This is a genomic window from Robertmurraya mesotrionivorans (genome assembly GCF_050971805.1).
In the GTDB taxonomy this organism is placed as follows: domain Bacteria; phylum Bacillota; class Bacilli; order Bacillales; family Cytobacillaceae; genus Robertmurraya_A.
The window spans coordinates 1-13,752 of record NZ_JBPCCH010000030.1 but is presented as its reverse complement, the minus strand read 5'-3'; the positions used below and the strand labels follow the sequence as shown (position 1 = coordinate 13,752).

Genomic DNA, 13,752 nt, shown 5'->3' with positions numbered 1-13,752 from the left:
AAAGAGGTGTTTAGAATGAAAATAGACTTTAACGACAATTGGACTTTTTATAAGGAAGGTGAAGAGAAAAATCAAAAATATGTTAATCTTCCGCATGATGCAATGTTTACTGAAGAACGATATTTAGAGTGCAACAATGGTGGTAGAACTGCATATTTTCCAGGTGGGAAATACGTTTATGAGAAGGAATTTACCATTCCAGTACTGTCTACTGACAAGTATATTGCAATCCTTTTTGAAGGCGTTTACATGCGGTCGGTTGTATATATCAATGGATATAAAGTCGCTAGGAATTCCTATGGTTATACAGAATTTGAAGTTCCTATATCTGAACATATTGTCGGAGGTACCAATTATATTAAGGTTACCGTGGATAACAGCTTAACCCCAAATAGTAGATGGTATTCAGGTAGTGGAATTTACAGGCCAGTAAGTTTAATTATAAAGGATAAAAATTATATCCGAGATGTGCAAATTAAAACTAAGCAGATATCTCCAGCAGTTATAGAGGTTAAAGCTGCCTATGCAGAGAATGCTGTTGTTACTATTTTTGACGGGGAAGAGGAGGTTTTGAGAGGAACGCTTGGGGTTATAGATTTTCCTAATGCAAAGCTTTGGAGTGATACGTCCCCAAACTTGTACAAGGCTGTTATTGAAACACAGTCAGATAAAGTTGAGGTCAAATTTGGTGTAAGGTCACTAGATTGGAGTCCGACCACTGGATTATTAGTTAACGGAGTGGAAACAAATCTTCGGGGATGTTGTATCCACCATGACAATGGCATATTAGGTGCTTGTGGCTTTAAAGATGCAGAAGAGCGTAAAATTCGAATTATCAAAGAATCCGGATATAATGCAATCCGTTCGGCGCATAACCCTTGTTCGAGAGCAATGCTGGACGCTTGTGATAAATACGGAATCTATGTAATGGATGAAGCATTTGACGGTTGGTACACACCAAAATCTTATCATGATTATGGTCGTGACTTCATGGATAATTATAAGCAGGATTTGGTAGCGATGGTTAAAAAGGATATGAATCACCCTTCCGTTATTATGTATTCAATAGGGAATGAGGTTACAGAACCAGCAGAGCAACGAGGCATAGACCTAACTAAGGAAATGGTCGATATTATGCATGGACTAGATGAGTCTAGACCTGTTACTTGTGGTGTAAATATGTTTGTTATTTTGAAGGACATGGGACATAAAGATGATGGACCTTATAAACGAGAACCATTACCTGATTCTACGAGCAAGAAAAAGAAAAAGAAAAAAGAAAGCGGTTCAACTTTATACAATTTAATGGTTTCTAGGATTGGTCCAATCATGAGTGCCCAGGTCAAAAGTAAAAAAGCGGACGACAGTATAAAGGATATGGCTTCACACTTAGATATTGTAGGCTTTAACTATGCTGAATCACGTTATGACATCGATGGAAAACTTCACCCTGAAAGGATCATTGTTGGAAGTGAGACAATGGCAAGTCGTACTTGGTATAACTGGCCAAGGGTTAAAAAGTATAAATATCTGATTGGAGATTTTGTGTGGGCTGGTTTTGATTACATTGGTGAGACGGAACCCAATCTTGGTTATTGGGAATATTTAGGGGAAGGAGGGTTACAACTCTTTTATGGCGGTGGAACGATTGATGCAACTGGCAATCGGGATGCGGAAAACTATTATCAACAAGTTATTTTTGGTACGTACGATAAGCCGTACATTGGTGTTCGACCGGTTAATAGAAGTGGTGAAAAAATTAAGATGGCACCATGGCGTATGACCAATGCCCTGGACTCATGGAGCTGGAATGGTTATGAAGGCAAAAAGAGTGTAGTAGAAGTATATGCAGATGCAGCAAGTGTTGAATTACGCTTGAACGGAAAGCGGATAGGTAGAAAAAAAGTAAAAAAGTATATGGCTATTTTTAATTGCAAGTACCATTCGGGAAAATTGGAAGCGATATCTTTTGATAAAACTGGAAAAGAGTTGAAACGTAGTGAACTTGTTACTGCTCAACAAAATTCAATATTAACAGTAGATATAGAAAATAGAGAATTGATTGCTGATGGTCAGAGTTTATCTTTCCTTTCCATTGCAATAACAGATGAAGACGGCGTGGTGAAACCAGCTGAGGACACGAAAGTGATGGTGAATGTGGAGGGTTCTGCGGCAAATTTACTTGCACTGGGATCTAGTAATCCAAAAACGGTAAATCTGTTTGATAAAGAGGAACACACCACTTATCGTGGAAGAGCATTAGCAGTTATTCGTGCAGGATATGAACCTGGTGAAGTTAAGGTGACCGTTTCTGCAGAAGGATTTGAAAGTAAGACAATTAGAATTAATGTCACAGAAAACTCTTTGGAAAAGAAACCAACATTGATAACTTAAATTACCCAAACTTTGAAAGGGATGTGAGCTTTTTTTGATAGTTAAAAAATGCTCACATTTAAGTAAAGAGGAAAATAGAATTGTAAATTCAACAAGAAGACTAGGAATAGATCGATCATCGGTATGAGGCTATCACTATTAAGATCAAGTAAACAATTCAATGCTAGATGTAGATTGTAGTGTTTTCTCTATTTACAACAAAATGAAGAATGGAGTGAAACCAAATGGGTGTAAATGCGGTTCATGAGAGAAATGATCAAGTGGCTGGAAAACCTGAAAAACTACCTAGAGGATTTTCGTTAGCATGGTCAACAAGAGGAATCTCTATATCAGTAAACTTTATAATTTTAGGTTACTTAACATTTTATTTAACTGATGTGGTTGGAATGGGGGCTGGTTTGGTAGGTGGACTTTTGCTTGCTTCGAAAATATTTGATGGAGTGACAGACTTGTTAGTGGGTTTCATTATTGACAAAACTAAGACAAAGTATGGTAAGGCAAGGCCATATGAATTACTCATTGTTCCATTGTGGATTGCTACAGTTCTATTGTTCTCAGTACCAGATATGGAAGTAGTTTGGCAAGCTACTTATGTTTTTGTTCTTTTCTCTTTAATTAATTCTGTATTCGCAACATTTTTATCTAATACGGATTCTGTTTATTTAGGCAGAGCTGTTTCAAATGAAATCAACCGTTCTAAGGTTTTGGCGATTGCAGGATTGGTAATCATGGTTGTAGCCATTTCAATAAATATTATCTTTCCGCAAATTATGAAAATGTGGGGTGAGACTAATTTTGGTTGGACGAAAATTACATTACTATTCGCAGTACCACTAGGTTTAATTGGTTTAATTAGGTTTTTTGTTGTAAAAGAAAAATTGGAGGATCCTAGTAAGATACAAAAATATGGACTAAAAGAAAGTTTACTTGTATTAAAACAAAACAAGTACATTTTTCTATTCTCGTTAGCAGCATTCTTTGTGCATATTGTTAATGGTCTATCAGTTAATATTACAGCTTACTATTTTGAATACATCGTTGGAGATTTAGGGAAAATGTCAATATTTTTTATGACATCGATAGTAACACCTTTCTTATTACTATTATTTCCGTCTTTTATTAAAAAATTAGGTTCTATTAATGTTGCGAGAGTAGCTATAATTATTGGATTGGTTGGAAGCGTTGTCAAGTTATTTGCTGGTTCAAATATGGTGTTGTTAATAATTGGTAGCTTAGTATCAGGTATAGGAACAATCCCAATTACTATGATGGTAGCAATATATGTAATTGATTGTATGGATTATGGTGAATGGAAGACAGGTAAACGTGTTGAAGGTGTTACAAATTCTATTTATAACTTTTCTACTAAAATAGCTAATGGTGTCGCAGTTGGAGGTTTAGGTTTAATATTATCAGTAGTTGGATATAGTGGTAAGTTAGATGTGCAGCCTGACTTAGCAAATGGCGCAATCATAGCATTATTTTCATGGATTCCAGCAATCTTATTTGCTATAGCATTCCTTATCTTACATTTTTACGACTTAGATAGTAAAATGGGCAAAATTAAAGCTGATTTGAAGGCTCGTCATTCATAAATTGCATAAGGCGAATAATTGGTAAAAGGATACAGAGTCAATCATTCATTTATGATAACAAACAAGTTAATAAAAACACTTAAAAATAAGATATTCAAAACTTAATAGCTGTGTCACATTACTATTGTCTTAGGATCACCAATTACCTTATAAGCAATCAACATATGGATGGTTAAAGGCAGTTACGACTAACTAAATCTTAAGGGGAAGACAATAGAATGAACAAAAAAGTTGAAAAACTATTGAATGATCAGGGTGGAAACTATATTCTTCCATTCTTTTAGAAACTATGCTTATTATTCATGGGTTAACCGACTAGAGAAAGTAGAGGTACTTCCTTGTGAGGAAGGCACAAAACTTTTCGTTGAATTACGACCAAGAAAGAGCTTAATTATTTTATTCGATGAACTGGGTGAAGAGTATCTGTCTGAACCACTTAAATTAGAGGGTATTGAACTGATGATTCAAGAGAATTGGACTAGCAGTATATGTAGAAGTATTGATTATCCAAATTTTAAAGAGGCTAAAAACATTATACTTCCCGACAATCTTGCAGAAGAAAAGCCTGATTTCTCAGGGTTAGTAAGATATGAAAACACCATCGAATTAAACGGAACTTAAAAAATACTACTTGAGATTACGGATGCAGAAGAAGGAGTAGAAGTAGAAGTATTTTTCAATGGTGAAAGTGTTGGAATACAGATTGTACCGCCGTATTTGTTTGACCTTGCAAGTCTTGTCAATCAGGGGGGAAATCAAATTGTGATTGAGGTTGCTACAGCACTAGAAAGGGAAAATTTGAATAATCAACAATCAAAGATAATGATAGAAAGCAAGAAATTGAATTGTCCGGCATTACAGGATTGGTAAAGCTTTATCAAATAGAAGAGTGAGAAAATTAAACCAACTCACATACTAGTCCTTGGTATGGATACTTATTATAAAGATTAAAGAATTGGATGTGACAACATATGATAAAATTTAATAATGATTTTTTAATAGGTGCAGCAACAGCAGCCCATCAGGTTGAAGGCAATAACAAAAATAGTGATTTTTGGGCGATGGAGAACATGCCTGGATCTACATATAAAGAGCCTTCACTTGATGCGATGGATCATTACAATCGATTCAAGGAGGATATTCAAATATTAGCAGATGCAGGTTGTAATGCTTACAGGTTCTCTATTGAGTGGGCGAGAATAGAGCCCGAAAAGGGCAGCTTTGACAAACAGGAAATCGAACATTACCAAGAAGTTTTAGAATTTTGTCATGAAAAGAATATTACACCAATTGTTACGTTGCATCATTTTTCATCCCCTTTTTGGTTAATAAAAGAGGGCGGTTGGGAAAGTGAAACGACGATTGAATACTTTGGTCGTTATGCAAAACTTGTTGCGGAGGAATTAGGAAGTCTAATTCCATATATATGTACCATCAATGAAGCAAATATGGGGAAGCAAATCCAAAAAATAATGGAAAGCATGAAAGGGTTAAAAGGTGATGGTGCCAAAGACGGAGATGTACAAGTTGGGTTGAACATGAAAGAGAGAATGGAGAAATACTATCATTCTTTGGGAGAGCTCTTTGCAATGGACCCAAGAGAAGTTCAGCCCTTTCTGGGTCCTAGATCAGATCACGGCGAATGGATTGTAATGAAATGTCACGAAAAAGCAAGAAGCGTTATAAAAGATGTGAATGAAGATATTAAAGTTGGTATTACTTTCTCTTTGTATGATCATCAAGCACTACCAGGTGGCGAAGAGCATGCAAGGAAAGAACAAGAAGAAGATTTTCTAGATTACTTACCATATATTAACGAGGATGACTTTTTGGGTGTTCAAAATTATTCCCGCAAAATTCATGGTTCCAATGGTGCTGTCAAACCAGATGAGAATACAAGGGTAACAAAAATGGGGTATGAGTTCTATCCTGAAGCATTAGGGAACGTTTTAGAATTTGTTGCTAAACATTGGAGTAAACCGATAATTGTGACGGAAAATGGTATTTCAACAGACAATGATGAGGAAAGAGTAGAGTATATTCAAAAGGCTCTTTCTGGCGTTTATCGTTGCGTAGAGAATGGCATCCCTGTTATTGGCTATACACACTGGTCCTTACTAGACAATTTTGAATGGCAATTAGGATATGCACAAACATTTGGCTTAATCGCCGTTGACCGTAGTACTCAAAAAAGGTTTCCAAAGCCAAGTCTTTCCTATCTAGGCAATTTCAAAAAGTCTAATCTATAACATTAATCTAACAAGATTTGAGATATGGGTTGACCAAAATTTAAAATGTTAAAATTGTATAAAATTTTTATCGCAAAAATATCATTATCTCAAACTGGTAGAATCCATGACTAAAACGAATAATAGTTTAATCGTGAACATTTCTTCATTAGCGGGACTAAATGGAGTTGCACATAGTAAAACATATTGTTCCTTTTATGGGAGATCAAATACTTTCTGAAATCACAGAAAGGGAAATAATCTTATTTCATCAACATTTAGATGAAAAGAATCTATCTGACTCCACTATTGTTCAAATCTTAAAAACGTTATCGATAGTATTTCAAGCAGCAGTTAAAGGGGGACTTATTAAGGAAAATCCTATGAGGAATATTAGCTTCAAACAGTATCCAAAGGTGCATACACCGATTCTATGGAGTCAGGAAGAGAGAGGCAGGTTTCTTGTATTAGCTAATCTTGAACAGGAAACGATTTAAGAGTTTGCTCTTTCTACAGGTGTTCGGCTACCGGAGATGTTGGCTCTAACTTGGTCGGATATTGATCTAAAGGAGAAACACATCTCCATATCAAAATGTGTGTCAATTAGTGGTGAAAGAAATGATAAGGTAGAAGGGTTAAAAAGTGGCCCGAAGAATATACCGATTCAACATCATGTACTAGAAAAATTACTAAGATACAAAAAAATACAGGAGGAAAACAAGGAGAAATAACAATTATCACCATGAACTAGATCTAGTTTTTCCACAAAAAAATGGTGATTATCAAACTCCATCGATGGTAGAGAGAAGGTTAAGCCAACTGACGGAAAAAGCAAATGTGCCCAAAATTAGGTTTTATGATCTTCGCCGAATGTACATTATCACCTTGATGCAAAGTGGAATCAGTGTAGATACCATGAAAAACCTTTTTGGTTTTCGTACAATTGACTCAACGCTTCGTTTCATACGTCCATACTTTTCGTTCATAGATACGAAAACTATTGAGGAAATAGAATATAAAGCTATGAGCATTATTTATATATAATGACCACCCTATTCCAAAAGATCCAGAAGAACTGGCAGCGGGATTGCATACGCAATCTTTCTGCCTTTTTTATTTGCTCAAAAAGATGTCAAAGTCAAAAGGAATTAACGCTATACAGGTGATGTTCTTATAAATTTTATAGCACGTGTTCATACTGTTGAAGACCACGTGCTTACCTATTATCAGGAGGTAAGTGAAATGCCAATGATGAAAGACAATGGTTTAAAAGGAGCAAAGAAAAAAATACATCGTACGTTACGATGGGGAACCGAATCCTTTGACAGGAAAAAGGAAACAACTTCAGAAGTCCTTTAAGACACAGAAGGAGGCAAAGGAGTTTACTGCTTTGGTTACAATACATTCAAAAGAACCAATGTACCCGTATCTACCAATGAATCCGATAACCCAAAAACAAGAACATCTACAAATTTCTTTTCAAGGATTTGCGAGAAACTGGTTCGAGGTAGATTATTACCAACAAGTATGACCAAACACCTTCAAAAACCAGACGGTTCTATCTAGAAAAACACCTTATTCCTTTTTTTAAGGATAAGCAGCTCTCTTTAATTACTGACGAAGATATCAAAAAATTTACGGTAAACTTAAGCGAGAGGGGTATGCACAGAAAACAATCAGTACCATTCATAAATTTCTATCCATTTTATTATATTCCGCCTTTAAAAAAGGAGGAGAAAATCCTATGTTGGCATTAGAGAAGAATGAGAAACCAAAAGATACGATCCGTACGGCGAATTCTTGGACTTTCCAGGAAGTGAATCAATTTCTGAAGTTGGCAGAGCACGAAGGAAAAGATGTGATGTATGATTCACCCTTTCGACTGGATTACGTCAGGGAGAGGTGTTTGCTCTACCTTGGTACAATGTGGACTTGGTGGGGAAAACGGTGACTGTCACAAGAAGTGTCTCTTATGATGAAAATGGCATTCCTGAACTGATGCCGAAAGGATCTTAAAGCAATCGAACGTTATCCATCCCTGACAACCTTGTAGAAAAACAGTTGAAACACAAAGAGATACAAGAAGCTTTGAAAAAGAGAATCGGTTCTCACTATGAGCATGAACTAGATTTAGTCTTTCCTGTTCAACAAGGAGGGTTCCAGAATCCATCTAATATTCGTAGGCAGCTATATGGATTGATGAAAAAAGCAGGTGTTCGCCGGATCAGCTTTCACGATTTAAGACGCACGCACGCGAGTATGTTGATTCGAAGTGGAGCACAGCACAAACTGGTTCAAGGTCGCTTAGGTCATGCAGATGTCGAAACTACGTTTAAATATTATGTTCATTTGTGGACGAATGCCGATCAAGAGACGATTAGAAATTTGGAACGGAACGAAACAAACACAAAAATTCATGAGTAATGGTGAAAAAAGGTTGTGAAGTTTTGTGAAGTTTATCAAAAACGAGGCAATATCATCTAAATGAAGACATGAAAAAATCCCTTGTGTATCAAGGGATTTGGACCTATGGAGCATAACGGGATCGAACCGATGACCTCTACGCTGCCAGCGTAGCGCTCTCCCAGCTGAGCTAATGCCCCGAATATCTAAAACGATATAAAAGTATTATACTACATAGTAGCATTTTTACAATACCTGAAAAATCATTTTCTTTACACAAACTATATTTAGCGGAATAACTAATAAACGCTAGTATTCAGAGGGCAGGTTTGAAAGATATGGAACTATACAAATATGCTTCTGAACCTTTCGAAGGAAGTTTTGAATACTAACTTATAAGCCATTTATGGCTATTTAGGAAATTTCCCCCTTTTCTTTATCTTACTTTCATGTATAATAAATGTGAACTGAATAGCAATAACTAGGGGAGTCCAATAGTTTGGGCTGAGAGAGAGACACGTTTAAGTTTCTTGACCCTTTGGACCTGATCTGGATCATACCAGCGTGGGGAAGTTAACGATAATCTATTGTTTAGATTATACTTCTACATATTAAGCCGGGTCCTTCCAATTTTGGACCCGGCTTTTATTGTGTTTTCTACATCCCTCCCCGTGTTTTATTCTCTAGATCTCGTCCTTTCAAAATTAGGAAAAGGGAGAGATTTACCATGTCGTCAACTTCATTAAATGAAACAAGCATTTCCATTATGTCGAGCTTTTCGGGTAGTAAAAAGGTGTATGTGCAAGGTTCGAGGAATGACATTCAAGTCCCTATGAGAGAAATTGCTCTAAGTCCAACTACTGGTACAGTTGGGGAAGAAGATAATCTACCTGTTCGAGTATATGATTCAAGCGGTCCTTATACTGACAGTCAACACTTCGTTGATATTACGAAAGGGTTGCCTACTATTAGACAGAACTGGATCAGAGAAAGAGAAGATGTGGAAGAATATGAAGGAAGAGATATCAAACCTGAAGATAATGGTTTTAAGGATGAGAATGATCCAAGGGCTAATCATAAGGTGTTTCCAGGATTAAAACGAAAACCACTTCGAGCAAAGAAAGGTCATAATGTAACTCAGCTTCACTATGCAAAGAAGGGAATCATTACTCCTGAAATGGAGTTTATCGCCATAAGGGAAAATATGAAACCAGAATTTGTTCGTGATGAAGTTGCAAAAGGAAGAGCAATTATCCCATCAAATATTAATCACCCTGAAATGGAGCCTATGATCATCGGACGTAATTTTCATGTGAAGATTAATGCCAATATCGGAAACTCAGCTGTATCTTCTTCCATTGAAGAAGAAGTTGAAAAAATGACATGGGCGACACGCTGGGGTGCAGATACGATTATGGATTTATCAACAGGGAAAAATATTCACACTACAAGAGAATGGATTATCCGTAATGCTGCTGTTCCAGTAGGCACTGTCCCTATTTATCAAGCGCTTGAAAAAGTAAACGGGATTGCTGAAGACCTTACATGGGAGGTATACCGCGATACTTTGATCGAGCAAGCAGAGCAAGGAGTAGATTACTTTACGATTCACGCAGGTGTTTTATTAAGATACGTTCCTTTAACGGCGAAAAGATTAACGGGAATTGTTTCTAGGGGCGGTTCCATCATGGCTCAATGGTGTTTGTACCATCACCAGGAAAACTTCCTTTACACACATTTTGAGGAAATATGTGAAATTATGAAAGCATATGATGTAGCGTTCTCGCTTGGTGACGGCTTACGTCCAGGTTCTATTGCTGATGCGAATGATGAGGCACAGTTTGCAGAACTAGAGACATTAGGAGAACTCACTCAGATTGCATGGAAACATGATGTGCAAGTAATGGTAGAAGGACCAGGGCATGTACCGATGCATCTTATAAAAGAGAATATGGATAAACAATTAGAGTTGTGTAAAGAAGCACCTTTCTATACGCTAGGACCTTTAACAACTGATATCGCTCCAGGATATGACCATATTACTTCTGCTATAGGTGCTGCGATGATTGGTTGGTATGGTACAGCTATGCTTTGCTATGTTACTCCTAAGGAACATTTAGGCTTACCTAATCGAGATGATGTTAGAGAAGGGGTTATCACATATAAAATTGCGGCCCATGCGGCTGATTTAGCAAAAGGTCATCCTGGGGCACAAAAGAGGGACGATGCTTTATCAAAAGCAAGATTTGAATTCCGTTGGAGAGATCAATTTAATTTATCTTTGGATCCAGAACGTGCCTTAGAGTACCATGATGAAACCTTACCAGCAGAGGGAGCAAAAACAGCTCATTTTTGTTCTATGTGTGGACCGAAATTCTGTAGCATGAGAATCTCACATGATATACGTAATTACGCAAAGGATAACAAGCTTGATACGAATGAAGCAATTGTGAAGGGTATGAAGGAAAAAGCTGACGAGTTTAAACAAACAGGTGGAAACATCTATCAATAAAATATGCAAATAATTATTATAGAAGGAAGTCGTTCTAATTGACTTCCTTCTATTATTTTCTCTATTAAATTTAATTGTATGGAAAATCGTTTTTTGTGTGTTATATTTCATATAATATATTGACGTGAATGAATGGAGCTCGGATGGAATACGTATAAATGATATACGCATCGTTTCCTTTTCTTTTACCAAAAATATATCTACATAATTAAGGGGGATAATATATGAAAGAACTATTTATAGAATTTACTCGTTACGATGTTCTTTTTAAATTATCTTTTGCTGCTGTTGCTGGGATTGTCATCGGATTGGAACGAGAACTAAAAGGGAAGCCACTAGGATTGAAAACTTGTCTGATTATTTCTGTCATGGCTTGCTTGTTAACGACTGTGTCATATGAGTCCGCCTTTTTATATGCTAAAGAGTACTCAAGACCAATGGATCCGGGTAGAATTCCCTCGTATATCATTAGTGGTATTGGCTTTTTGGGAGCAGGGGTAATAATGAGGAGAGGCAATGAAGCAATTTCAGGTCTCACCACCGCGTCATTGGTTCTTGCATCTGCTGGAATTGGAATTACGATTGGTGCTGGTTTTTACATAGAGGCTCTCGCTGGTATATCATTCTTAATTTTCGGTATTAAAGTCATCCCGTTTTTATTTGATAAGATGGGGCCGAAAAAGTTAAAAGAGAAAGAAATTAAGGTGAAATTATTTTTAGAGAAATCAACTAACTTAACAGAGATGATTAAAGAAATTAAAGGTAGAAAATTAGGGGTAAAACACTTAAAAGTTAAAGAAGAGACAGATGATATTTTGATTAGTTGCTTAGTCACAACCTATAAAGGTATTTACACAACCGATATTTATTACGAGTTGAAATCAATTAATGGTGTCAACCAAGTTGAAGTCGAAAGCGTTGAGTAGATAGTGTGATACCTGGGAGGAATTTAAGGAGAAACAAATGAATCGTACAATAGTAAACCCGTATTTTGCATTAATCGTTGGTGTGATTGCTGTATCAGCTTCAGCCATTTTCGTAAAGTTTTCTGCTGCTCCTTCGGGGGTTATCGCATTCTACCGACTACTTTTCTCTGTTTTGTTTATGCTTCCGGTCTTTTTATTGAAGTATGTAAAGGAATTGACGCTTATTTCGGTAAAGGATTGGTTATATGCTACTCTTGCGGGAGTGTTTTTAGCCTTTCACTTTATATTATGGTTTGAATCATTAAACTACACATCTGTGGCAAGTTCTACAGTACTTGTCACTCTTCAGCCATTGTTTGCATTTGTCGGTACTTTTTTGTTTTTTAAGGAACGCTTTACATTAAAAGCCATACTTTGTGCGGTAGCAGCGATAGTAGGGAGTGTGATCATTAGCTGGGGAGATTTTCAATTAAGTGGAACGGCTTTATTTGGGGATATTCTTGCATTACTGGCATGTGCACTTGTTACTGCGTATTTAATGTTTGGGCAATCAGTAAGAAAGAGAATTTCTCTAGTTACTTATACGTTTGTTGTATATAGTATAAGCTCAATTGTATTATTGCTTTATGTACTTATTGCCGGAGAATCTTTATATCCATATCCGAAAAATGAGTGGTGGAACTTTATTTTATTAGCACTTATCCCTACCTTATTAGGCCATTCCTTATTCAATTGGGCAATCAAGTGGATTAGTACCTCAATTATCTCGATGGCTATCTTATTTGAGCCGGTGGGAGCAACAATCCTTGCTTATTATCTTTTATCAGAAAAAGTGTTATTTACTCAGTTATTAGGGGGAAGCATTGTTATAGTGGGTATCTCCTTGTTTTTATTAAATGAGAGAAGTGGAAAACAGAAGAAGGTAAAAAAAGATGCATTAAAAGAAATCGTATAAAGTAAGAAGGAGAACCTTTGAAGGTTCTCCTTTTTTAGAGTGTGTAGGTAAATCCAGAAAAGATAAAAGCTGATACTAGTGTAAAGATAAATGTACCACCGTATACTTTGCCTTCGCTATTTACGATTCGAATTCCCTCCCAGTACGCATAGTAAAATAAGAAGATGGCCATAAATAGTGAAAGGTATAAGGAGAATGATTCTAATAGCATGTGTTACTCCTTTCTATTATTTTATATAGTATTTATATGCTAGCAAACCAAATCTATTACTCCTCTTAAGGGATTCTACTTTTAAAAGAAAAAACTTTTTTAAAATTATATTGAAATCGCATCTTATTCATGATATATTATTTCTTGTCCTCACGAGGAAGCAACGATTTGAAAAAATAAAAAGTAAAAAAGTTGTTGACTTAAAAATGGACGATGTGATATATTAAGGAAGTCGCTTTTGAGCGATAACCTAAGAAATTGTTCTTTGAAAACTAAACAAATCATACGTCAACAAAAAAGATTAGTGTTGAAATATACACTAGCCAACGTTTTAACTTTAAGAGCTAATCTTACTCTTTATTGGAGAGTTTGATCCTGGCTCAGGACGAACGCTGGCGGCGTGCCTAATACATGCAAGTCGAGCGGATCTTTGGGAGCTTGCTCCCAAAGGTTAGCGGCGGACGGGTGAGTAACACGTGGGCAACCTGCCTATGAGACTGGGATAACTCCGGGAAACCGGGGCTAATA

The 13,752-nt window shown here is 36.4% G+C and carries 12 protein-coding genes, 1 tRNA gene, 1 rRNA gene, 1 pseudogene and 1 riboswitch; of the genes and pseudogenes, 13 read left to right on the top strand and 2 right to left on the bottom strand.

Features of this window, described 5'->3' with window-relative positions; all coding sequences use genetic code 11:
* Positions 1–15: 15 nt before the first annotated feature.
* The 9 genes and pseudogenes from ACRX5O_RS23525 to ACRX5O_RS23485 all read left to right on the top strand — a co-directional run bounded on the left by ACRX5O_RS23525 (position 16) and on the right by ACRX5O_RS23485 (position 8,641).
* Positions 16–2,394, top strand: coding sequence for a glycoside hydrolase family 2 TIM barrel-domain containing protein (locus ACRX5O_RS23525; protein WP_433908171.1), 2,379 nt, complete (start codon positions 16–18; stop codon positions 2,392–2,394).
* A 224-nt stretch (positions 2,395–2,618) separates the two neighbouring features.
* Complete coding sequence (locus tag ACRX5O_RS23520) at positions 2,619–3,989, top strand: MFS transporter (RefSeq protein WP_433908170.1); 1,371 nt, start codon at positions 2,619–2,621, stop codon at positions 3,987–3,989.
* A 255-nt stretch (positions 3,990–4,244) separates the two neighbouring features.
* Positions 4,245–4,610, top strand: coding sequence for a hypothetical protein (locus ACRX5O_RS23515; protein WP_433908169.1), 366 nt, complete (start codon positions 4,245–4,247; stop codon positions 4,608–4,610).
* Between the two features lie 350 nt (positions 4,611–4,960).
* The gene (locus ACRX5O_RS23510; protein WP_433908168.1) at positions 4,961–6,238 is read left to right on the top strand and encodes a glycoside hydrolase family 1 protein; all 1,278 of its coding nucleotides are present in this window, start codon (positions 4,961–4,963) and stop codon (positions 6,236–6,238) included.
* A 161-nt stretch (positions 6,239–6,399) separates the two neighbouring features.
* Positions 6,400–6,714: a phage integrase SAM-like domain-containing protein gene (locus tag ACRX5O_RS23505; protein ID WP_433908167.1), complete on the top strand. Its 315-nt coding sequence runs from the start codon at positions 6,400–6,402 to the stop codon at positions 6,712–6,714.
* A gap of 244 nt (positions 6,715–6,958) precedes the next feature.
* Positions 6,959–7,261, top strand: a pseudogene (locus tag ACRX5O_RS23500) (tyrosine-type recombinase/integrase); the annotation flags it as partial.
* Positions 7,262–7,538: 277 nt separating this feature from the next.
* Positions 7,539–7,748 (top strand): Arm DNA-binding domain-containing protein, encoded by a 210-nt coding sequence (locus ACRX5O_RS23495; protein WP_433908166.1) that lies wholly within the window; start codon positions 7,539–7,541, stop codon positions 7,746–7,748.
* Positions 7,729–7,974: a tyrosine-type recombinase/integrase gene (locus tag ACRX5O_RS23490; protein ID WP_433908198.1), complete on the top strand. Its 246-nt coding sequence runs from the start codon at positions 7,729–7,731 to the stop codon at positions 7,972–7,974. The genes ACRX5O_RS23495 and ACRX5O_RS23490 overlap by 20 nt, the downstream gene beginning before the upstream one ends.
* Before the next feature lie 304 nt (positions 7,975–8,278).
* Positions 8,279–8,641, top strand: coding sequence for a tyrosine-type recombinase/integrase (locus ACRX5O_RS23485; RefSeq protein ID WP_433908165.1), 363 nt, complete (start codon positions 8,279–8,281; stop codon positions 8,639–8,641).
* Positions 8,642–8,747: 106 nt separating this feature from the next.
* On the opposite strand, the gene ACRX5O_RS23480 is transcribed toward ACRX5O_RS23485, so the two are convergent.
* Positions 8,748–8,820 (bottom strand) — tRNA-Ala (locus ACRX5O_RS23480).
* Between the two features lie 273 nt (positions 8,821–9,093).
* Positions 9,094–9,208: riboswitch (TPP riboswitch) on the top strand.
* A 139-nt stretch (positions 9,209–9,347) separates the two neighbouring features.
* Between ACRX5O_RS23480 and thiC the strand changes: the two genes are divergently transcribed.
* The 3 genes from thiC to ACRX5O_RS23465 all read left to right on the top strand — a co-directional run bounded on the left by thiC (position 9,348) and on the right by ACRX5O_RS23465 (position 13,013).
* Positions 9,348–11,132, top strand: coding sequence for a phosphomethylpyrimidine synthase ThiC (gene thiC, locus ACRX5O_RS23475; RefSeq protein WP_433908164.1), 1,785 nt, complete (start codon positions 9,348–9,350; stop codon positions 11,130–11,132).
* A gap of 224 nt (positions 11,133–11,356) precedes the next feature.
* On the top strand, positions 11,357–12,058 hold the full coding sequence (locus tag ACRX5O_RS23470; RefSeq protein WP_160549927.1) for an MgtC/SapB family protein: 702 nt from the start codon (positions 11,357–11,359) through the stop codon (positions 12,056–12,058).
* A 37-nt stretch (positions 12,059–12,095) separates the two neighbouring features.
* Positions 12,096–13,013, top strand: a complete 918-nt coding sequence (locus ACRX5O_RS23465; RefSeq protein ID WP_433908163.1) for a DMT family transporter — start codon at positions 12,096–12,098, stop codon at positions 13,011–13,013.
* 34 nt (positions 13,014–13,047) lie between these two features.
* Here ACRX5O_RS23465 and ACRX5O_RS23460 read toward each other — a convergent pair whose 3' ends face one another.
* On the bottom strand, positions 13,048–13,224 hold the full coding sequence (locus ACRX5O_RS23460) for a hypothetical protein (RefSeq protein WP_433908162.1): 177 nt from the start codon (positions 13,222–13,224) through the stop codon (positions 13,048–13,050).
* Between the two features lie 357 nt (positions 13,225–13,581).
* Here ACRX5O_RS23460 and ACRX5O_RS23455 point away from each other — a divergent pair.
* A 16S ribosomal RNA gene (locus ACRX5O_RS23455) occupies positions 13,582–13,752 on the top strand; the annotation flags it as partial.

Bases quoted from the DNA above. Each gene is read 5' to 3' on its own strand.
- ACRX5O_RS23525 (WP_433908171.1), top strand. From the start codon at position 16: ATGAAAATAGACTTTAACGACAATTGGACTTTTTATAAGGAAGGTGAA.
- ACRX5O_RS23520 (WP_433908170.1), top strand. From the start codon at position 2,619: ATGGGTGTAAATGCGGTTCATGAGAGAAATGATCAAGTGGCTGGAAAA.
- ACRX5O_RS23510 (WP_433908168.1), top strand. From the start codon at position 4,961: ATGATAAAATTTAATAATGATTTTTTAATAGGTGCAGCAACAGCAGCC.
- ACRX5O_RS23505 (WP_433908167.1), top strand. From the start codon at position 6,400: ATGGAGTTGCACATAGTAAAACATATTGTTCCTTTTATGGGAGATCAA.
- thiC (WP_433908164.1), top strand. From the start codon at position 9,348: ATGTCGTCAACTTCATTAAATGAAACAAGCATTTCCATTATGTCGAGC.
- ACRX5O_RS23470 (WP_160549927.1), top strand. From the start codon at position 11,357: ATGAAAGAACTATTTATAGAATTTACTCGTTACGATGTTCTTTTTAAA.
- ACRX5O_RS23465 (WP_433908163.1), top strand. From the start codon at position 12,096: ATGAATCGTACAATAGTAAACCCGTATTTTGCATTAATCGTTGGTGTG.
- ACRX5O_RS23460 (WP_433908162.1), bottom strand. From the start codon at position 13,224: ATGCTATTAGAATCATTCTCCTTATACCTTTCACTATTTATGGCCATC.